Below are 19,728 nucleotides of genomic sequence, written 5' to 3' on the forward strand. Positions count from 1 at the left end.
AAGGGGCCGATGCCGACTCGAACCATTTCCTGTTTGCTTGCCGCCCGCGACGCCGGGGAGGAAGGCCGCGCCAGACCGAAGCAAGCGACCGTCCGGTTCAACGGCGGTCGCCGGCGGGCCGGGTGAAGGCTACTCTTTTATCCGGAATGTGACTTCTTGAGGCGAGGATGAGTCCCACGAGGTTGAAAGCTCCCAGCGTCAAGCTTCCCGCGGAATACGAGGCCGAGTCCCAGCAGAAGCCGCGGGGGATGGACCGACGGCGCTTCCTGAACTACACCGGCTGGCTCGGGATATTGGGCAGCTTGGCGGTCGGGCTGCTGGGCTTCCTGCGGTTCCTCTTTCCGCGGGTGCTCTTCGAGCCGCCCGCCCAGTTCAAGGCGGGCCTTCCCTCCGAATACGCCGTGGGGGCCGTGGACACGCGCTTCCTGAACTCGCAGCGGGTGTGGATCGTGCGCGAGGAGCAGGGCTTCTACGCGCTCTCCGCCGTCTGCACCCATCTGGGGTGCACCCCCGCCTGGCTGGCCACCGAGAACAAGTTCAAGTGCCCCTGCCACGGGAGCGGCTTCCGGCGCAGCGGGGTGAACTTCGAGGGCCCGGCGCCCCGGCCGCTCGAGAGGGTGAAGATCTCGCTGGGGGAGGACGGCCAGCTCTTGATCGACAAGGGCAAGATTTTCCGCCAGGAGAAGGGGGAGTGGACGAGCCCGGACGCATTCCTCATCGCCTAATACCGCTTCGGACTGACGACTTAACGCGGGGGCCCTCCCCGGACGACGGAGGACAGGGATGCCGAGCCTGAAGGAGCGCTTCAACCTGGAGCAGATGAAGCGCAATATCTTGGACTCGCAAGTGTGGCGCTCCATGTTCCGCCACGGGTACGAGGACACCCCGCGCAACCGGGTCCTCATGGTGGTGGATAACCTCTGGCTCCACCTCCACCCGACGAAGATCCGCCGCCACGCCATCCGCATCCGCTTCACCTGGTGCATGGGCGGCATCACCTTCCTGCTGTTCCTCTACCTGGTGGTGACGGGCGTCGTCCTCATGTTCTATTACCGGCCGGTGGGGGAGTACGCCTACGCCGACATGAAGTACCTCGAGTTCGACGCCCCCTTCGGCATGTTCATGCGGAACATGCACCGGTGGGCGGCCCACGCCATGGTCATCACGGTCTGGCTGCACATGCTCCGGGTGTTCATGACGGGCTCCTACAAGCCCCCCCGGGAGTTCAACTGGGTGGTCGGCGTGATGCTGCTGACGCTGACCCTCCTGCTGAGCTTCACGGGCTACCTTCTGCCGTGGGACCAGCTCTCCATCTGGGCCGTCACCGTGGGGACCAACATGGCGCGCGCTACGCCCCTGCTCGGGCATGAGGGCCCCTTCGCCGATGTCGTCGGCGTGACCCCCCGCTTCGACGCGCGCTCCGCCCTGCTGGGCGGCACCATCGTCGGTCCGCCGACGCTGCTGCGGTTCTACGTGCTGCACTGCATCGTGATCCCTTTGATCGCCTCCATCCTGATGATGGTGCATTTCTGGCGCATCCGGAAGGACGGCGGGATCTCCGGCCCGCTATAGGTCCGAAGCCGCTCGGGAGGCTGAAGAAGTGGCGAGAGAAGACAAGATCGTCGGGACCTCCGAGGACCTTCCCCGCACGAGCTGGGAGCGGGTGAACGACAAGGTCCATGTCTGGCCCTACCTGACGCGCCTGGAGTTCATGTGCGCGATCATCGTGACCATCCTCCTCACGGCGTGGTCCATCCTGGTGGACGCCCCGCTGGAGGAGCCCGCCAACCCCTCGGTGACGCCGAACCCCTCGAAGGCGCCCTGGTACTTCCTGGGCCTCCAGGAGATGCTGGTCTACTTCGACCCCTGGGTCGCGGGCGTGGTGCTGCCGACGCTCATCATTGTGGGCCTGATGGCCATCCCCTTCATCGACGTGAATCCCAAGGGAAACGGCTACTACACCTTCGGGGAGCGGCGCTTCGCCATCCTGACCTACCTGTTCGGCTTCCTGGTCCTGTGGGTCTGGCTGGTCGTCCAGGGCACCTTCCTGCGGGGCCCGGGCTGGAACTTCTTCATGCCCTGGGAGGAGTGGGACCCGCACAAGGTGGTGGCCCTGACCAACGTGGACCTGCCCTACCTCCTGGGCTTCCGCAGCTATTGGGGGCAGGCGGCCGTGGGGGCGGCGCTGATCGCGGCCTGGTACATGACCATCCCGGCCTGGTACGTCTGGCGACGCCGCTCGCTCCGGAACTTGGGCTTCGTCCGCTACGCCATCAAGAGCTTCCTCTTCGTGACGATGATGGGCCTCGTGGCCAAGATGGCGCTGCGGATCGGCCTCAACGTGAAGTACATCCTTGTCACGCCCTGGTTCAACATCTAGGGGCTCCGAGGGGACGGCATGACGCAGGAAGGGCGGCAGCGGAAGCACCTGTGGTGGGACGCATGCGGCCTGCGCCTCGCGGCGGTCATGCTGGCGGGCGGCATGGCCGCCTACCTTTGGTGGGCCTGAGAGGCCTATCCGCCGGCCGGCCGCGAAGCCGATCAAACCAAAGCCGCCTCCCTCGCGGGAGGCGGTTTTTTTTTCAAAAAAATTTCCGCGAACGGGAGGGGCGGCTTACGCGGCGGGCCAGAGGATGCCGTTTTCCTTGAGGATTTCGCGCAGCCGCGAGACGTTGATGAGTTCCATGGGGGCTCCCTCGGCGTACTTCTGGACCTCCTCGGTGAAGTAGCCCGTGGTGATGAGGATGCCCTTGAGCGCCCGCTCGGCCCGGACCGTGTCCGAGAGGCCGATGACCCGGATGGAGGAGACGAAATCCCCCTCCGGGACCAGGATTCCGTGCACGATGTACTCGCCCCCGATGACGGGGGCGGGGTTGTTCGCCAGGATGTCGATCTCCTCGTCGTTCACCCAGCGGACCTCGACGATCCGCAGGCCCAGGCTCTCGACGAGCTCCCGGAGCATGCTCTCGAAGGCGCGCCCCGGCATCCGGCGCAGGACCTGGATCTCCTCGTCGCCCCGCGCCCGCTCGGCGTCGGCCTCGAGAGCGACGTTGGAGGTGGTGCGCCGGACGAAGATGATGAGGACGAAGCCCAGGATGAGGGCGAAAGCGATCAGCTCGAGCATGATGCTCCCCGGGTGGAGAGGGAGGTGGGCGGCGCCCGTCGGCCCCGGCGCCCTGGACAGGCGGCCCGGCCGGCGCCCGCTCAGCGGATCATGTCGTCGTAGACGGCGTCCTTCTTGCCCTGCTTGATCAAGCGGTCGTGACGGATGCCCTGGGAAATGGCCCACCAGACGCAGAATCCCACGAGGGGGATCATGATGGCGATGGGGATGTTGTCGGACTTGGTCAGAATCTCGAGAAAATGCTCCATGCGCTCCTCATTCAAAGAAAGGGTTCCCGGGGCCGTGCAGGACCGGGAGCCATTCTGGGCCAAAACGGCGGCCCGGGCAACCCGTCCGGATATGCCCGTCTTGACAAAAAAGAGTCAACCCAATATGAAATAGAGGAACGGAAAACCGAGGGGCGGCCGCCGCCGGGGCCGCCCGTCACGCGGGATGCTGCGAGGCCTTTCATGCCCCATTTCATCTTCGATGCCTGTATCGGCTGCGGCGTCTGCGAGCCCGTGTGCCCGACGGACGCCATCTCCGGCGTTCTCCGCGACATCTACAAGATCGAACCCGGCCTGTGCATCGATTGCGGGGTGTGCGGCAAGTATTGCCCGGCTTTCGCCATCCAGGACAACGAAGGCAGCGTCATCCAGAACATCAAGCACAAGGAGATGCCGAAGGCCCACGTCCTGGAGGAGAACTGCACCGGCTGCATCTGGTGCGTGGACGTGTGCCCCTTCGACTGCATCCGCATGGCCCCTTCGGCCGTCGAGCGCGACCATTCCATGGTGGCGGTGGTGGACCAGAGCACCTGCGTGGGCTGCCGGCTGTGCGAGGAGATCTGCAACAAGGGGGCCATCGTCGTCCCCCGGCACGAGGACGAGGCCGAGTACATGACGCCGGCCATGCACGCGTTCGTCCAGGCCCCCCTGCGGGCCTACTGAGACGGCCCCCGCCCCGGCGCACGCCTGACCCCTCCCCGGCCCGGGGAGGATTTTCTCTACAAATCAAAGGCTTGCGCCAAGTTCCTTGACGGCCTTTCCCCCCTCGGATAGCGTTTGGGGATCAGGGGACTTTTCCCCTCTGGCCTATCCGGGGGAAGGGCGCCGTTCCGGCAGGATTCCGGCCCGCGATGCCCATCCCGCCGGCGGCGCTCCCGAAGCCGCTCCAGGCCAGCCATTGAGGGCTTTCGGATGCCTCCCGTGCTCACCGGGCGCCCCCCCGCCCGCATCATGGACATCGTGGACCTGGTGGAGGAATACGCCCCCGGGTACGGCGATCTCCTCATGCGGGCCTATATCTTCACGGCCAAGGTGCACCGGGGGCAGTCCCGCATTTCGGGCGAGCCTTACATCTCCCACCCTCTGGAGGTCGCCCGCATCCTGGCGGAGATGCGCCAGGATCCCGAGACCGTCGCGGCCGGGCTCCTGCACGACACGGTGGAGGACACCTCCACCACGCTGGACGACATCCAGACCCTCTTCGGCGAGCACGTGGCCTCCCTCGTCAACGGCGTGACCAAGCTCGCCCGCATCGACCTGCCTAACACCCAGGCCCTCCAGGCCGAGAACTACCGCAAGATGCTGATCGCGATGGCGCACGACATCCGCGTCATCCTCATCAAGCTGGCCGACCGGCTCCACAACGCCCTCACGCTCGAGTACCTGCCGCCCAAGCGCCGGGAGCGCATCGCCCAGGAGACGGCGGAAATCTACGCCCCCCTGGCCAACCGGCTGGGCATCGGCTGGCTGAAAGGCGCCCTGGAGGACATCGCCTTCAAGCACCTCCATCCCGAAGCCTACAACGAGATCGACGAGAAACTCCGTGAGGGGATGGCCGAGCGCGAAGCCTATCTCGAGGAGGTCAAGAAACAGGTCGAGGAATCCCTCGCGAAGGCGGGCATCGCCGCTGCCGTGACGGCCCGCTTCAAGCTCCACTCCAGCATCCACCGCAAGATGCAGACCCAGAACCTCGACTTCCATCAGGTATACGACATCAGCGGCCTGCGGATCATCGTGAACGAGATCAAGGACTGCTACGCCGTCCTGGGCATCCTTCACTCGCTGTGGCGGCCCATCCCCGGGCGCTTCAAGGACTACATCGCCCTCCCCAAGGCCAACCTCTACCAGTCCCTCCACACCACCCTCATGGCGGGCGGGGGCCAGCGGGTCGAGTTCCAGATCCGCACCAAGGAGATGCACCGCGTGGCGGAAGAAGGCATCGCCGCCCACTGGCGCTACAAGGAAGGCGAGCAGATCGACTCGGGCGTCATGGACAAGTTCGAGTGGCTCCGCCGCATCATGGAGAGCCTCCAGGAGGAGACGGACCCGCGCAACCTCGTCGACTCCGTCAAGCTCAACCTCTTCCAGGACGAGGTCTTCGTCTTCACCCCCCGCGGCGAGGTGCGCAACTTCCCGCGCGGGGCCACCCCCGTGGATTTCGCCTACTCCATCCACACGGAAGTCGGCCACCACTGCGTGGGGGCCAAGATCAACGGGCGCATCGCCCCCCTCAACACGCGGCTCGAGAACGGCGACATCATCGAGATTCTCACCAACCCCCACCGCACTCCCACCCAGGACTGGCTCAAGTTCGCCGTCTCGGCCCGCGCCAAGCAGAAGATTCGCGCCTGGATCCGCCAGGCCCAGCGCGACCGCTCCATCTCCCTGGGGCGGGAGCTCCTCGACCACGAGCTCGCCCGCTTCGGGGTGAAGCCGGCCGATTACATGAAGCCCGCGAGCCTCCTGGAGGCGGCCCGGAGCCTCGGCCTCCAGAGCGAGGACGATCTTTTCGCCATGGTGGGCTTCGGCCGCACCTCGGCCCGGCAGGTCGCCGGGAAGCTCCTTCCGGACGAGCTCCTCCGCCAGACCGAGAAGCGCGAGAAGTCCCGGTTCCGGCGCCTCGTGGCCCGGATGAGCGGCAAGGCCCGCCCCGGCATCAAGGTCAAGGGGCAGGACGACATCCTCATCCGGTTCGCCAAGTGCTGCGACCCGATCCCGGGCGAGCCCATCATGGGCTTCATCACGCGGGGCCGGGGCGTGACGGTCCACGCCGCGAGTTGCGCCAACGTGCGCTCCATCACGACGGACGAGGAACGGCTGGTGGAGGTCTCCTGGGGTGACGTGAAGAAGGAGGACCTCTACGTCGTCACCCTCGAGGTGGAGGCCATGGATCGGCCGGGCGTGCTGGCCGGCCTGAGCGCGGCCATCGCCTCCTGCGAGTCGAACATCGTCCGGGTGACGGCCGAGGCGGCGCGGTCGCGCGCGGGCATCCACCTGGAGGTGCAGGTCCGGGACCTGGACCATCTCAAGGAGGTGATGAAGAAGGTCCGGGACGTGAAGGGCATCGTGTCGGTCGTCCGGACCGGGCCCAGGATACCGCGGGACGGGGTGCGGGAGATGGCCGGCGGCGAATAAAACTTTCCGCGCCCCGGGGCTGTGCGGCGGCGGCGCGGTTATCGTATGATGGCGTTACGGAAATTCCGGAAACAGGCACAGGAGACGGCCACGCGGGCGGATCACGGCAAGGCGGCAATCCGCTCCGGTCATCCTCCCCAGGAGCCTCTCGGCGTCCATGGACATACTTCGCCACCGCCTGCTTTTCCCGGCCATCCTCCTGTTGATGGTCCTCTCCTTGGGCGTCGCCGGCTACATGATCGTCGAGAAGTGGAAGTTCATCGACGCCCTGTTCATGACGGTGATCTCCCTCACGACCGTGGGGTACGGCGAGACCAACCCGCTCACGACGAACGGCCGGATTTTCACCATGTTCCTCCTGCTCAGCGGAATGGGCGTCCTCGCCTATGGGATCGGGACCGTCACCGCTTTTTTCGTCGAGGGGCACCTGTCGGACATCCTGAGGGAACGGAAAATGCTGAAGCGCATCCAGCGCCTGAGGGATCACATCATCCTTTGCGGCTACGAGGGCGAGGGGCACTACGTCCTGGAGGAGCTCGTCAAGACGAAGACCCCCCACGTCGTCATCGCCCGCGACCTCGTCCGCCTGAAGCAGATGTTCCCGTCCGAGGCCCTCTGCCTCGAGGGGGACCCCTCTAAGGAGGGCATGCTCGCGCAGGCCAACATCGAGCGCGCGCAGGTGCTCATCAGCGCCATGCCGACGGACCACGAGAACCTCCTGGTGGTGCTGTCGGCCCGGGGGATGTCCCCGCGCATCCGCATCATCACCTGCGTCTACGACCGGGAGAACCTCCACAAGTTCCAGCGCGTGGGCGCGAACGGAACCGTGATGGGCACCTTCATCGGAGGTCTGCGCATGGTGTCCGAGGCCATCCGGCCCACGGTGGTTTCCTTCCTGGACCAGATGCTCCGCGACATCGACAAGACCATCCGCATCGAGGAGGTCATCGTTCCCGACGCGGACTGCGCCTGGGCGGGGAAACCGCTAAGCGAGATCGATTTCCCCGCGCGAACGGGCCTTGTCGTCATCGCGGTCAAGTCCATTCGCACCCAGCGCTACATCTACAATCCGCGCGGGAACTACGTCCTGAACGCCGGCGACGTCCTGATTGTCATCGGGGAAACCTCCCAGACCCTGGAGATGAAGCGCCTGCTGGGTCACGAAATCGCGGCGGACGGGGAGGAGCCCGAAGAAGAAGTCCCCGCCGCCCCGGGCGAACGGGCCTAGAGGGCGCGGGTGGGCCGGCCGGCCTCCCTCCTTCTCCATTCCTGGTCCCTGACCCCCGCCGAAGCCATCCTCCTGCAGCGGGAGCTCAGGAGCCGCGTCTCCCTGGAGCCCCGCCGCCGCCCGCCCCGCACCATCGCCGGGGCCGACATCTCGATGCCCCGCTTCGGCCGCCGCGCGGCGGCCGCCATCGTCGTCTGCTCCCTGCCGGGGCTGGCCGTGGTGGAGGAGTCCCTGGCGTCGGGGGAGCTCCGTTTTCCCTACGTGCCGGGCCTCCTCTCCTTCCGGGAGGGGCCTCTCCTCGAGGCCGCCTTCCGGGGGCTGAAGCGCCGGCCGGACCTCCTCCTGGTGGACGGGCAGGGGATCGCCCACCCCCGCGGGCTCGGCATCGCCTCCCACCTGGGCCTTAGGCTGGGCCTCTGCACGGTGGGGTGCGCCAAGAGCCGCCTGTGGGGGGAGGAGACGGAGCCGCCCCCGGCGCGTGGAGGGTGGTCGCCCCTCAAGGGCCCGGACGGAGGAGTGGTGGGCGCCGCCTTGCGGACGCGGGCGGGGGTCAAGCCCGTCTACGTGTCCCCGGGCCACGGCATCGACCTGGAGGGCGCCATCCGCTGGACCCTCGCGGCCGCGCCGCGCTACCGCATCCCGGAGCCCCTGCGGGCCGCCCACGAGCGGGCGAACGCGGAGCGGAGGCGCCTCGGGCTCTAGGGTGTCAAGCCTGAACAAGGGGTTCATTGGGAGAGGCCCAGCGCAGGCAATGGACCTCGGATGGTTACGACACCCCCTCCCTCCGGGAGGGGGTGGGGGGGAGGGAAGAGCCAAGGGTTCCCCCTCCCCGGTGGGGAAGGGGGACAGGTGTCCACATCTATAGTCGGAACAATATGCCTTGGTTTCACATCTGGGCTGGAAGATCCCAGACAAACAAACAGGCCGCCTCCTTGGCGGGAGGCGGCCTTTTTGCGTGCGCGGCTTGAATCAGCTCCGGGGGCGCGAGGGTCCTTCGGCCCGGGGGGCGCCGCCCTTGGCGGGAGGCGCGAACTTCTCCTCGATCATGAGGTAGTCGCGGAGCGCCTGGATCTGCTTGTAGGCGTCCCCGCCCAGGACCTCCGGGTCGATCGGATCGCCGTGGTTCTCGACCTCGGCCTTGCCGATGGTCCGCCCCAGGTCGGGCAGGCCGGTGAGCGTCACTTTGCGGCCCTCCACGCCCTTCACCTTGGCCACGTGGCTCTGGCCGCCGATGTTCAGGCTGACGATCTGGTTCTCCTGGAGCTCCACGTCGGCCCCGGCCTCGAGGGCATAGGTCCAGCGGTCTCCGTCCCTCTCGCCCTGCGTGCCCTGGCGGATGGCCAGCTTGAGGCCCGCGTTGGGGAAAAAGACGGGCATCTTGGTGCCCGGCTGGAGCCGGCCGGGGTTGCGGATCCAGTCGATGATCCAGTCCGGCCGCAGGCGTTCCTTGGCGAAGCGCAGGTTGGGCGCCGTCGGGGGCTCCTGGCCCTGTGGCGGGGGGAACTCCCCGTGGCAGGAGAGGCATTCGGCCTTCTGGAAGAGATCCTTGCCCGCCGCGGCTACCTGGGGCGTCACCGCCGACCGGTCGAAGTGGACGTAGGGCTGCATCTTGTTGTCCAGCGCGGCGAAGTAGTCCACGAGCGCGGCGGCGTCCGGGTCGGGCAGGGAGAAGCTGGGCATCCGCACCTTGAGCCAGGGCCGGAGGGTGACCACGTTCCGCAGGAACTTGTAGAACCAGTCGGGCTGCACCTTGGCGCCCTCGCCGTTCAAGAGCGGGGGCCCTTGACCCGGGTCCTCGTAGCGCCCGAGGAGGACGCCGCTGCCGGAGGCGTTCTCGACCACGTGGCAGCCGATGCAGTTGTACTTCTCCATCATCCGCCGCCCGGCCTCGACCCGCTTCTCGCGCTCGTTCATCGCCGGCGTGGCGAAGTGAGGGGCGCCGTGGCGGTCCATGGAGCGCAGCAGGGTCCGGATGGCGGTGACTTCCTGGTCCGAGAGGTCGAAGTTCGGCATGAGTAGCTCTTCGCGCTCGGTCTGGTAGATCTTGGGGTTCTTCAGCTTCGCGAAGGTCCAGGCCTCCCACGTCTTGGGGATGTCCACCACGTTGCCGAACGAGAGCTCGAAGTTCTTCTTGCGGGCGAAGCTGGAGAGGTCCGGCCCGATCTTCGAGAGCTTCTCGGTCCCCGGGATATCGTGGCAGCCGAAGCAGCCCCGCTTGGCCACCAGCTTCTTGCCCCGTTCGTAGGCGGCCTGATCGCCCAGCCTGGCGGAAACCACCTTCGGGTCCGGGGATGAGAGGCTCAAGAGGTAGCCGGCGACGGCATTCGCCTCCTGGTCCGAGAGCCGGAGGCTGGGCATGGTCGTCTCGTGCCAGTAGTTCTGGGGATTCTTCAGCCACCTCACGAGCCAGTCGGGCTGCACCTTCTGGGCGATCTTCCCCAGGGCGGGGGCGAAGTCGCGGTTGCGGAAGACGATGGGGCGGCCGCTCACCCCCTCGATGGGTTTCCCGGCCTTGCGGTCCTCATCGTCCCGCACGTGGCAGCCGAGGCAGCCGACCGACTCGAAGAGCTCCTTCCCCTGCTGGATGAGGGCGGGGTCGTTCAGGCCCTCGGGCTTCTGGGAGGGTTCCTTCCACTGGCCCGTGCCCCAGATGAAGGTGGCGATGTCGAACGCCTCCTGATCCTCGAGGCTGAAGAAGGGCATCTTGGTCCGCGCGTTATAGTCGCGGGGCCGCTTGATCCAGCCGGGCAGCCAGCCCGGATACACCTTCTCCTGAATGCGGCTGAGGTCGGGCCCCGCCTTGCGGATGTCCTGCGTCCCGGGGATGGTGTGGCAACCGAAGCAGCCCAGCTCGCGGACGAGGGAGATTCCGCGGGAGACGTGGGGCGCCTCGGGGATGTTCGTGACCTGGGCGTGGCAGGTGCGGCACTTGGTCTGAACCTCGGGACCCTTGAGGAGGGGGTCCTCCCAGAACGTGACGTGGCCGTGCGCCTTCTCCACGCTGGTGATGGCCGATCCCTGGCCGCCGTGGCAGGAGGTGCACCCGACCTTCTCGGGATCGTGCTTGCCCAGGTAGAGCTCGGGATGGGGATGGCTTCGGAAGGGCTGCGGCGCCTTCTCGAAGCCGGCCCGGTCGATGGCCAAGTGGCAGGTCTGGCAGCGGTCCACCCGCATGACCGGCTCATTGAAACTGTTCCGGTCGTACTCGCGGTAGACCGCCTGCTTCACCTCGTAGGTGCGCGCGCGGATGGACGAGAGGCGGCGCTCGAGATCGGCGAGGTCCTTGGCCGCCTCGCGGCGCTCCCGCTCGGCCTCCACCAGCGGCCGGCGCCCGGCGGCGATCTTCGCCTCGATCTCGGCGAGGGCGGCCTCCGCCTTTTCCGCGATAGGCTGGAGGCGCTGGAGCTCCTTCCGGTGCGCCTCGACGTCGCGGCGCTCGCGCGTGGTGTCGCGGCCCTGGCGGATGGCCTCCTGGTACTCGAAGAAGGACTGGTCGTAGACGGCTTTGGCGAACCCGAACTCCTGGACCTTCTCGAATGTGTCGATCTTCTGCCGGTCCAGCTCCTGGAACATGCGCTGAAGCTCGGGGTCGCCGTTCAGCTTCTGGGTCAACTCGGCGATCCGCTTGTCGAGGCCGGCGATTTTTCCTCCCGACTCCTTGTGGACCTCGGACAGGAGCTTCTCGACCAGGGCCTGCTCATAGGTGTTGAACTGCTTTTGATAGGACTTCCACGGCCGCCGGGTGAAGGTCTCGTCCCAGACGGTCCAGAAAGTGAATGCGACCATGACGATGCCGAGGATGAAGAATGGGACGGGGCTGGTTCTCTCCTCGGGCGGCTTAAAATCTCTCGAGGGCATGAGAAGCGGCACTCCTGGGAAAGTTCCGGCGGTCTGTTAAGGATTCGGGCGAAGACCCGGCGGATTATAGGTTTGGCGCCCCCGGCGCGTCAACCTAAAGACGGGCGGCGAGGCGAGGCATGGCGGGGCTTATTTTTCGGCCCGGGCCAGGGAGGAGCGGAGCTGATCCTGGTTGCGGATGATGGAGGCGAGCTGCTCGATGATGGCGATGGAAATGGAGGGGTGCTCCTGGACCAGCAGGAGCAAGGGGTCCTTCTCGATGCCCAGGAGCGAAGTGTCCTGCGCCGCGCGGGCGGCGGCCGAGCGTCCCTGGTTGCCGAACAGTGCCATCTCGCCGAAGCACGCGGAGGGACCCAGGACGGCCAGGATCTCCTCGTGCGTGACGCCCGGGTCGTTCACGATCTCGATCTGGCCATCGACGATGACGTAGAGGTAGTCGCAGGGGTCGCCCTTCTCAAAGAGGATGTCCCCGCCCTGAACCTGAATCTCGCGCGAGATGTTGCTCAGGATGCGGAGCTGGTCCGCCGTCATCCTCTCGAAGAGCTTCACCCCCTTGAGGAAGAGCGCTTTCTCGATGGTGGACAGCATTTTCTCCTCTCCTTGATGCGAAGTCCCGTCCCCGTTCAGTGCCAGAAGCAGCCGGCGGGCCTGGAGCCGGACCCGCTCGTCCCCGTCGTCGCGGGCGGCCTCCGCCAGGGCGCGGCCCTCGCCGCCGCCCAGACGGCCCATCGCCGCCAGCGTCGCCTCCCGCACATAGGGGTCCTCATCATAGGCCAGCGTCCGGAAAAGGGCGAGCCACGCCTCCCGGTCCTGCGCCGGCAGGCGCTGCCACCGGGGGGCGACGTACCGGCCCGCCGCGTCCGCCGCGACGGCCCGGAGCCAGGGCTCGTTCGCGCCCATGTAGAGGCGGAGCACCGACTCCATGGAGGGCAGCCCCAGGTTCCAGTGCTTTCGCCCCTCGGCCACCTTGTCCTCGGTGCTGCCGGGGGCCAGGAGCGGCTCCAGGAGGAGAATGATTTGCCGGGCCGGGCCGATGGCGTTGGCCGCGGTCAAGGTCTCGACGGCGATGGCGCGGAAGGACGCCTCGCCCCGCGCCAGCGACATCGAAACCGTGTCCACCGTCTTCTCGTCCCCGATGACGCCCAGCAGCTCGAGCAGCAGGCGCTGGCGATCGTACACCTTGTCCCAGAGCAGCTTCCGCAGCATGAAGACGTCGGTCAGATCCCCCTCCCGCTCGATGGCGCTCAGATGGCTGATGACCTCGTACACCTCGCGCAGGTGATCGAGGGAGAACGTCCCCAATTCCTGGACCAGGTCTCCCGCCGGGAGGTCCTGCGCGCCGCCGTTGGCTTCCGGGTGGAGCCACCGCCCCAGGAAGGCGAAGAACGGCCCTCCCTCCAGGGAGAGGGCCCGGGAGCGCTTCATGGCCTTGAGGCAGCCCACCGCCTCGTGCCGCACGAGCGCGTCCGGGTCCGTGATGGCGGCCAGGAGCCGCTGGAAGTCCAGGCGTGTTCCCCGCGAGCCCAGCAGCCGGATGGCGCAGCGGCGGACCGCCGGGCTGGAGTCCGCGAGGGTGATGTGCAGCACCTCCTCGAACTGCGACGCGTCGGCCCGGCCCGGCGGGAGGAGGCGTTCGATGGCCTTCACAGCCGCCTCGCGGACCTCTGGGTGCGGGCTCCGGAGGAAGGGGATGAGACGGCGGACGAAGCGCGGGTTGCCCAGTTCGGTGATTCCCTGGAGGGCGGCGACCTGCTCGGTGACGGAGCCGGTCTCCATCATGGCGTGAAGGGTCTGGAGGCCGGAGGCCAGCCAGAACAAATCGTCGGAGCGGACCAGAAGCTGCACCGCCCGCACCCGCACCTCGGGAGAGGCGTCCTGCAGGATGTCCTGCGCCTGCTCCAGGGCCTCCTCGATGAAGCCGAGCCGCTCGATGGCGTCCATGGCGGCGATGCGCTCCTGGGGGTCGCCCTCGCGGAGCGCCTTCAGCAGCCACTCGCGGGCGACCGGATCCTCCTTCGCCCCGGGCGACGCTCCGAGGAGCCGCAGGAGCTGGGCGCGCACGGGTCCCTGGCGCCGGGACAACTCGTCCAGGATGGCCGCCAGGGCCTCGATGCGGTCCGTCTCGGCGAGCATCCCCGCCGCGAAGAGGCACATCTCGTCGTCTCCCTCCCGGAGATTCCGGAGGAGGAGGGCCATGCTCTCCCCGTCCATGGCGCCGAAGCCTTCCTGGGCGTAGCGGAAGAGGCCCAGAGTGCGGTCCTCGAGCATCTTCCGCAGGGCGGCGCCGTATTCCCGCCGCATCATGAAGCCCCCCGCCAGGTAAAGGGCGCCGAAAACGAGGGAGATGACAGCGACGCCGCGCGGGCTCAACGGGAAAAGGGCGAAGCCCGAGGGCTTGATGGCCAGGAGGAAGAGGCCGCTCACGATGCTGCCCACCGCCACCACCTGTCCCGACACGAAGGCGCCCAGGCGCCCGCGGATGCGCGTCGGGACGGCGTTGTACAGCAGGGCGTTGATGGTGTTGCGGATGGACTCCTGGAGGTTCCGGTTGTTGAACCGCATGAACAGCGCGGGGAAGAAGCTGGGCGAAACGGCCATCGCCGCCAGGCCGACGAGGGTGGTGAAGGGGTAGATGAGGTTGGCAGTGCCGAGCCCCAGGCGGCGGATGAGCCGGGGCGTGACGAAGGTCTGGATGAGGAGGGCCAGGGTGCTCCCGATGGCGGTGAAGTAAGCCAGGAAGGTGGCGAGCCCCTGGCGATCCGGGAAGACCTCCCGGAAAACGACCGAATACTGGAAATCCTGGAACGTCCGGAGGATGACGACCAGGAAGCTGAATAGGGCGAAGGCGGCCACGTAGGGGTTGGTCCGCATGAGGGAGATGTTGCCCTCGCGGGCCGCGCCGGCCTTGGCGCCGCTGCGGCGGCGGACGGGGGCGTCGTCCTCGATCCTCCGGTGGCCGAGGCGGGTGTCGATGAACGTCATCAGGCCGATGCTGCCCAGGATGGCGGCCGCCCAGACGAAAAGGAGGTTCGCCACGTTTCCCAGCACCGGCAGCAGGATGGGGACGAGGAGGCCGCCCACGATTCCGCCGTAGCGTCCCCCGGTGAGGATGAGGGGGACGAGCCGCTTCGACTGGAGGACGTCCAGGTAGAGGCCGTAATGGGCCCGGAAGTTGTTGGGGACCATGTTGGTGAACATGACGTTCAGGGTGTGGAGCAGGGGGTAGGCGACCGGCATCCCGAGCAGGCGGATGTCCACCCCGATGAGGAAACGGATGCCGAGGATCAGCGCGAGGAAGAAAATCAGCACGGCGGCGAACATCTTGGAAACCGAGAGGCGCTCCGTGAAGGAAGAATACACGCTGCTGACGAGGATGATGGCGATGGCGTTGAGGATATACATGTATGGAAGGAAGGAGGGGCCCACCTCGGCGAGGAAGAGGGCCTCCGAAACCGTCAAGCCGATGGAGAATTGGAGCCCGATCAGGAAATAGAAAAAAAAGAAGCCGCTGAATACGTGCAGCTCATCCGGCCGGACATTGAACAGTCGCTTGAAAAAATTGGACATTCCCGCTCAGCCACAGGGTGAGAGTGAAAAGGGGCGCAAACCTGGGGATTCTAGCTCAACTCCCGCCCGTCTTCCAGGAGTAGTAGGCGATGGCGTCCTCCAGCCACTCCTCGGCGTTGGCCCGGAAGCGCTCCCAGCGGGTGTTGGGGCACTGGGCGCGGACGGGGTCGGCGTTTCCCTCGGCGATGAGGCCGTTCAGCGGCGAGATGTCGAACTCCGCCCGCACGGGCAGGATCTTCCGCTCCTCCGCGGGGAGAAGGCTCACGAACCGCGCGAAGGCATAGAAGGCGCCGCGTATCCGCTGGGCGAGGGCGTCCACCCCGCCCACGGCGGCCACGAGTGCGGGATGCAGGGGGGCATAGCGGTTGAACTCCATGCCCATCCCCGCCCGGTTGGAGATGCTGTCCACCCCGATGACCCCGATGGTCCGGTCCGTGAACTCCACCGGAAAGAGCCGGGCGTAGAGGGATTCCAGGAGGGGTCCGCTCCGGCTCATGCGCAGGTGGACCCTCAGGCTGAAGAGGCCGAAGTCGATCCACTCGCAAAGGAGCGGCTGGTACCGGACCTCGAAGAGATCCTCATAGTTGCCGATGGCGCGGGCGAGGCGGCGCTGGGCCTTCCCGAAGGGCTCGGCCGCGCCCCGGAGGCCCTCGATGAGGATGGGAGGGCAGCGGCGCAGCAGGTTCCCCAGGTAAGCCGTGCGCGCGCCGCCCCGGCGCAGGGAGGGCAGGGCGCTTCGGTCGAGGTAGGCCCGGGCCGTCGCGGGGCTGGCGGCGAAGCGGTTGGCCACGAACGCGAGGGCCTTCAGGTGAGCGCGGTCGCCCGGATCGAGGGGGAGAGGCACGGGGCAGGTCCGCTCCGGCGGCACGCCCAGGCGGCTCAGGTCGGGCAGCGAGAAGCCTTCCGGGAAGACGTCGATGCGGAAGGCGCCCCGCCCGCCTCCCCCCTCCTGAGGTTTGACGAAGAGGGTCTGTGTGTTCCACTCCCCCGAGAGGCGCCAGGCTTGCTCCAGGATGGCCCGGGCCACCGCCGCCGGGCCGTCGCCGTCGACCTCGATGGTCTGGTAGCGCGCGGCCAGGGGCCCGGAGTGGCCGTTCGCGCCAGGCCCCGCGCCGCCGTTGAGGAGTTCGTAGGTTGTTTTCTTGTTGGACAGGGGGCCGCCGGGGGCGGTGAGGGGACCAGGCACCACCACGACCCCCCGCTCGATCAGGGCCTCCGCCAGGTGATTGTCATAGAGGCTCCGCTGGGCCGCCTGGCTGAGGACGAGGGTGTCCCGGGGCGAACGGGCGGCCCGCGCCAGGAGCGCCTCGCGCCGGGACACCACATGGGTGGTGACCTCGGCCCCCCGGGCGGCCAGCCAGGCGGCAGCCACGCGCTCGGTCTCGGCCGCCAGGGGCATGCGGCTCGGCGAGCCGTCGAGGAGCAGGATCTCCGCGGGAAGGCGCCTCCAGCCCTCCTTGCGCAGGCGCAGCCCGGACAAGGCCTCCTCGCGGGCCGCCCAGCCGTTCACGCGCTCGATCAGTTCCTCGGTCAGGTTCCCAGGCGAGAAGTCGAACTCGCGGCTGACGCGCAGCAGGTCCCATTGCCCGTCGCTGGCGTCGGGGGAGAGCCGGTAGAGGGAGGGGTCGCGGCGGATGGGTTCGCGGGCGATTCGGGAGGAAGAAGCGGCTGAGCGCACGCGGGCCCTCTTTTTAGACATTCAGGGAGGTCGTCAGGCGATCACGCGGCGGCGCGACATGATGTGGCGCAGCACCCAATCGGCCAGGGCGCCGCCCGCCGTTTTTCCCCCCAAGGCGGAAAGCCCGCTCGGAGAGGTGCAGTTCACCAGGCTGACGCCCGTCATCCGGGACGCCTCGCGGCGAAGGTCCTCGTCGTTCGCCACGCGCCCGGAGATGAGCAGGTTCTCCTCCTCGATTCCCATGTGGCTTCGGATCCAATGCACGATGAGCGTCGATCCCAGCGTGTCGCAGGCGCAAATGACCAAGCCCCGCCGGCGCAGCCAGCTCAGCAGCCAGGGGTCCGTGGCGGCCGCGACGCTGCCATCCGCGCAGGGGGAATCCGCCACCTCGGCCAGCACGATCTCGCTGTGGACGGCGGCGTGGCCGAGCAGGAGGCGGGCCGACCAGCGGGCCTCGTCCTCGGGGACCTCGAAGGTGGTGGCCAGCCCGGCGTCCACGAAATCCCATGCGAGGCGGGCCGAGTCGAAGAACCCGCTGGAGCGCCCGTAGTTCACCCGCATGAGGTCGCGCATCCGGCCCGTGCCCGTGAGCTTGACGTAGCTGACGCGGATGCCCGCCGCCCGCAGGGCGAAGGCGAGGGAGGCGGCGCAGGTGGTCTTGCCCACGTCCATGTCGGAGCCGGTGACGAGGACGACGGGGGTGCCCGGCGTCGCGTCTTCGTCCACGGGAACTCCCCCGCCCGGGATGCAAATGAGGTCGCGGACGGCGGCCGGGCGCCCGCCGCGGTCCACCCCGCCCAGGATCCGGAGCTTGACCAGCGGCAGGTCCGGCTCGTGGCACAGGCCCGTCACCCCCCCCACGTTGAGGAGGTCGAGCTCCGCCCCGGGTGGTACCGGGCGGTCCGGGGCCCGGCCCGAGATGCTCCGGTTCGCGAAGCGCCCGCCGAGGGCCACCACCACCCGTTGGCCCGGCGCGAGGAGCGCCTCCCGCGTCTGCCAGGCATCGGCCGAGCCGGCGAGGGGCTCGATCACTTCCAGGCGATCCACCGTGCAGCCGTCCGGAGCGGCGGTCACTTCCGCCACCGCCACATCGCCCGCGGCCAGAAGGGCCTCGGCGAGGGAGACTTCCCGCGCCTCCCGGGAAAGGGGGTGCTCGGCGAGGAAAAGGCCTCGGACCGTGGTGGCGAAGTGATCGATGTTCATCTTCACGGAAATCTTCCTGCCTTTCGAAGCGCTGCGCGCTGACGGTTAATGCAACTCCGAGACGGCCAGCCCCCGGGTGAAGCTCTCGACCGCCCTCGGGACCCAGGGGGCGATGCTCCCCACCTCCTCATCGTACAGGGTCCCCAGCCCCTCCAGCTTGAAATAAACCCCGCGGGGCTCCACCACCGTGCCCTCCGCGGGCGGGGAGCACGTCAAAAAGACCTCCGACGGCTCCTTAAGCTCCGAAATTCGGACCCCTTCCCTCAGGAAGCGCGGAGAAGCCTCTAGATTACCATAAATTCCGGGCCTTAACGACGCCCCGACCCTCTGGGGCGAGCTCCCCGTGTTCCGCAGGAGAAGCTGGAAACCCTCCAGGCGGGGGCGGGACAGGGGGAGAAGCCAGCGCTCCGCTTCCTCCCGGGCGTCCAGCCCCAGAAATCCGGCCAAATGCCAAAAAACCGAGGGAGGCGCCTCGTTCTCCCTCCGCTCCAGCTCGGTCAGGAGCTGGGTCGTACCCAGCATCCGGGGGTTGAGCTCCAGGGCGTAGGCTTCCCCCTCATGGACGATGAAATCGACTCCGAAAATCCCTTTATAGCCCGAGGCGGCCGCCCACTCCCCGATCCGGAGGGTGGAGATCTCAATCTGCTCCCGGGCCCGCCGGGGAAGGCGGAGGTAGGCGCCGTAATCGCTCCCGGCGTAGTCGAAGCGGTGCATGGCGCAGCCGGCGAGGCCGGTCACCATGACCGAAGGATGGGACATCCACGTCCTTCCTCCATAAACAATCCCCGTCGCGCCCACCGCCGGCCCGGGAAGGAAAGCACTCGCCACGACGAGCACTCCGGGGCCCAGCTTGACGGTAAGGTCTTCGCGGAGGCGTCTCAGCGCCCCAGCATCCTCGATCAGGTGGGTCTGATTCCCCGAGGAGCCGACGCGCTCGGTGACCACCATGGGAGCGCCCCACCGCTTGAGGAGCTCCGCCTCCAGGCCCTCCGCCTCGACGATCTCCCCCGGGGGCACTCGCAGCCCCCGCCGGGCGGCCTCCTCCCGGAAGGCGACCTTGTCGTCGAAGCGGGCCTTGAGGGCCAGCGGGTTGGCGAGAATCGAGAGGCGGCCGCCGCTTTCTCCGGCCAGCCGGGCCAGGAATTCCGTCGAGCGGTAGGGGACGACGAAGCGGGGGAGGTCGTCCCGCCGGAGGAAGGCCCGCATCTCCTGGCCCAGGGGGCCGTCGTAGGCCTGGACCAGGGAGGCGTGGGTCCAGACGATGCGCCGCCCGCCCCCGCGCTCGACGGAGAAGTAGCGGAGCCGGCCGTCCCAGCCGGGGCCGTCGAGCCCCCAGTCGCAGGCGATGAGGAACTCGAGGGGGAGGCATTCCTCGACCGCGATCGAGTCGGCGGCCCTCAGGCCCTGGAAGCCAAAGCGGGCGGAGGAGGGGGCGGCGGCCGCGAGGCGGCGCGCGAAGCTGTCAAGGGCGAAGGACGGCAAAGGGGAGGGGTCTCCTGTGGTCCGGGGCTCGGGCCCTCGGGCCCATGCCCGGGGAAATCGCGCGATTCTAGAGAGATCGCGTTTCTCCTGCAATTCTCCTCCCGCGTGTCATCCCTCCGCGCGGGAGAGGGCGCGAAATCGCGGGCTGTGCTAGTATCACCCGCGTCTCAAACCGCCATGATTTGGA

General features: G+C 67.8%; 14 protein-coding genes. 7 read left to right on the top strand and 7 right to left on the bottom strand.

All coding sequences use genetic code 11. The features are described 5' to 3' along the window. Positions 1-167 precede the first annotated feature (167 nt). The 3 genes from HYZ11_11260 to HYZ11_11270 all read left to right on the top strand — a co-directional run bounded on the left by HYZ11_11260 (position 168) and on the right by HYZ11_11270 (position 2,380). Entirely contained in the window at positions 168-725 is a 558-nt protein-coding gene (locus HYZ11_11260; protein MBI3128173.1) for a Rieske 2Fe-2S domain-containing protein, read from the top strand. A 94-nt stretch (positions 726-819) separates the two neighbouring features. Beyond that, on the top strand, positions 820-1,572 hold the full coding sequence (locus tag HYZ11_11265; protein ID MBI3128174.1) for a cytochrome b N-terminal domain-containing protein: 753 nt from the start codon (positions 820-822) through the stop codon (positions 1,570-1,572). A 139-nt stretch (positions 1,573-1,711) separates the two neighbouring features. Continuing rightward, positions 1,712-2,380 carry a cytochrome C gene (locus tag HYZ11_11270; protein ID MBI3128175.1) on the top strand — a complete coding sequence of 223 codons (669 nt, stop codon included), beginning with the start codon at positions 1,712-1,714 and terminating at the stop codon, positions 2,378-2,380. Positions 2,381-2,614: 234 nt separating this feature from the next. Here HYZ11_11270 and HYZ11_11275 read toward each other — a convergent pair whose 3' ends face one another. Both HYZ11_11275 and HYZ11_11280 read right to left on the bottom strand, forming a co-directional pair. Further along, positions 2,615-3,124, bottom strand: coding sequence for a restriction endonuclease (locus HYZ11_11275; protein ID MBI3128176.1), 510 nt, complete (start codon positions 3,122-3,124; stop codon positions 2,615-2,617). Between the two features lie 80 nt (positions 3,125-3,204). Next, positions 3,205-3,372 carry a hypothetical protein gene (locus tag HYZ11_11280; GenBank protein MBI3128177.1) on the bottom strand — a complete coding sequence of 56 codons (168 nt, stop codon included), beginning with the start codon at positions 3,370-3,372 and terminating at the stop codon, positions 3,205-3,207. A 201-nt stretch (positions 3,373-3,573) separates the two neighbouring features. Here HYZ11_11280 and HYZ11_11285 point away from each other — a divergent pair, with 201 nt between their 5' ends. From HYZ11_11285 to HYZ11_11300, 4 genes are all read left to right on the top strand, one after another. Continuing rightward, positions 3,574-4,053: a 4Fe-4S binding protein gene (locus HYZ11_11285; protein MBI3128178.1), complete on the top strand. Its 480-nt coding sequence runs from the start codon at positions 3,574-3,576 to the stop codon at positions 4,051-4,053. A gap of 249 nt (positions 4,054-4,302) precedes the next feature. Beyond that, positions 4,303-6,525, top strand: coding sequence for a bifunctional (p)ppGpp synthetase/guanosine-3',5'-bis(diphosphate) 3'-pyrophosphohydrolase (locus tag HYZ11_11290; GenBank protein ID MBI3128179.1), 2,223 nt, complete (start codon positions 4,303-4,305; stop codon positions 6,523-6,525). Positions 6,526-6,682: 157 nt separating this feature from the next. Continuing rightward, the gene (locus tag HYZ11_11295; protein ID MBI3128180.1) at positions 6,683-7,753 is read left to right on the top strand and encodes an NAD-binding protein; all 1,071 of its coding nucleotides are present in this window, start codon (positions 6,683-6,685) and stop codon (positions 7,751-7,753) included. A gap of 9 nt (positions 7,754-7,762) precedes the next feature. Beyond that, positions 7,763-8,455 (top strand): endonuclease V, encoded by a 693-nt coding sequence (locus HYZ11_11300; protein ID MBI3128181.1) that lies wholly within the window; start codon positions 7,763-7,765, stop codon positions 8,453-8,455. Positions 8,456-8,722: 267 nt separating this feature from the next. Here HYZ11_11300 and HYZ11_11305 read toward each other — a convergent pair whose 3' ends face one another. The 5 genes from HYZ11_11305 to HYZ11_11325 all read right to left on the bottom strand — a co-directional run bounded on the left by HYZ11_11305 (position 8,723) and on the right by HYZ11_11325 (position 19,541). Next, positions 8,723-11,611, bottom strand: coding sequence for a c-type cytochrome (locus HYZ11_11305; GenBank protein ID MBI3128182.1), 2,889 nt, complete (start codon positions 11,609-11,611; stop codon positions 8,723-8,725). Between the two features lie 129 nt (positions 11,612-11,740). Continuing rightward, on the bottom strand, positions 11,741-15,178 hold the full coding sequence (locus HYZ11_11310) for a cyclic nucleotide-binding domain-containing protein (GenBank protein ID MBI3128183.1): 3,438 nt from the start codon (positions 15,176-15,178) through the stop codon (positions 11,741-11,743). A 55-nt stretch (positions 15,179-15,233) separates the two neighbouring features. Further along, entirely contained in the window at positions 15,234-16,856 is a 1,623-nt protein-coding gene (locus HYZ11_11315) for a hypothetical protein (GenBank protein ID MBI3128184.1), read from the bottom strand. A gap of 33 nt (positions 16,857-16,889) precedes the next feature. After that, positions 16,890-18,065 (bottom strand): DUF1611 domain-containing protein, encoded by a 1,176-nt coding sequence (locus tag HYZ11_11320; GenBank protein ID MBI3128185.1) that lies wholly within the window; start codon positions 18,063-18,065, stop codon positions 16,890-16,892. Between the two features lie 39 nt (positions 18,066-18,104). Continuing rightward, a complete protein-coding gene (locus tag HYZ11_11325; protein MBI3128186.1) occupies positions 18,105-19,541 on the bottom strand; it encodes an ATP-grasp domain-containing protein in 1,437 nt (478 codons plus the stop codon). Between the last annotated feature and the right edge of the window lie 187 nt (positions 19,542-19,728).

The sequence above is a fragment of the Candidatus Tectomicrobia bacterium genome, assembly GCA_016192135.1.
In the GTDB taxonomy this organism is placed as follows: Bacteria; UBA8248; UBA8248; order UBA8248; family UBA8248; genus 2-12-FULL-69-37.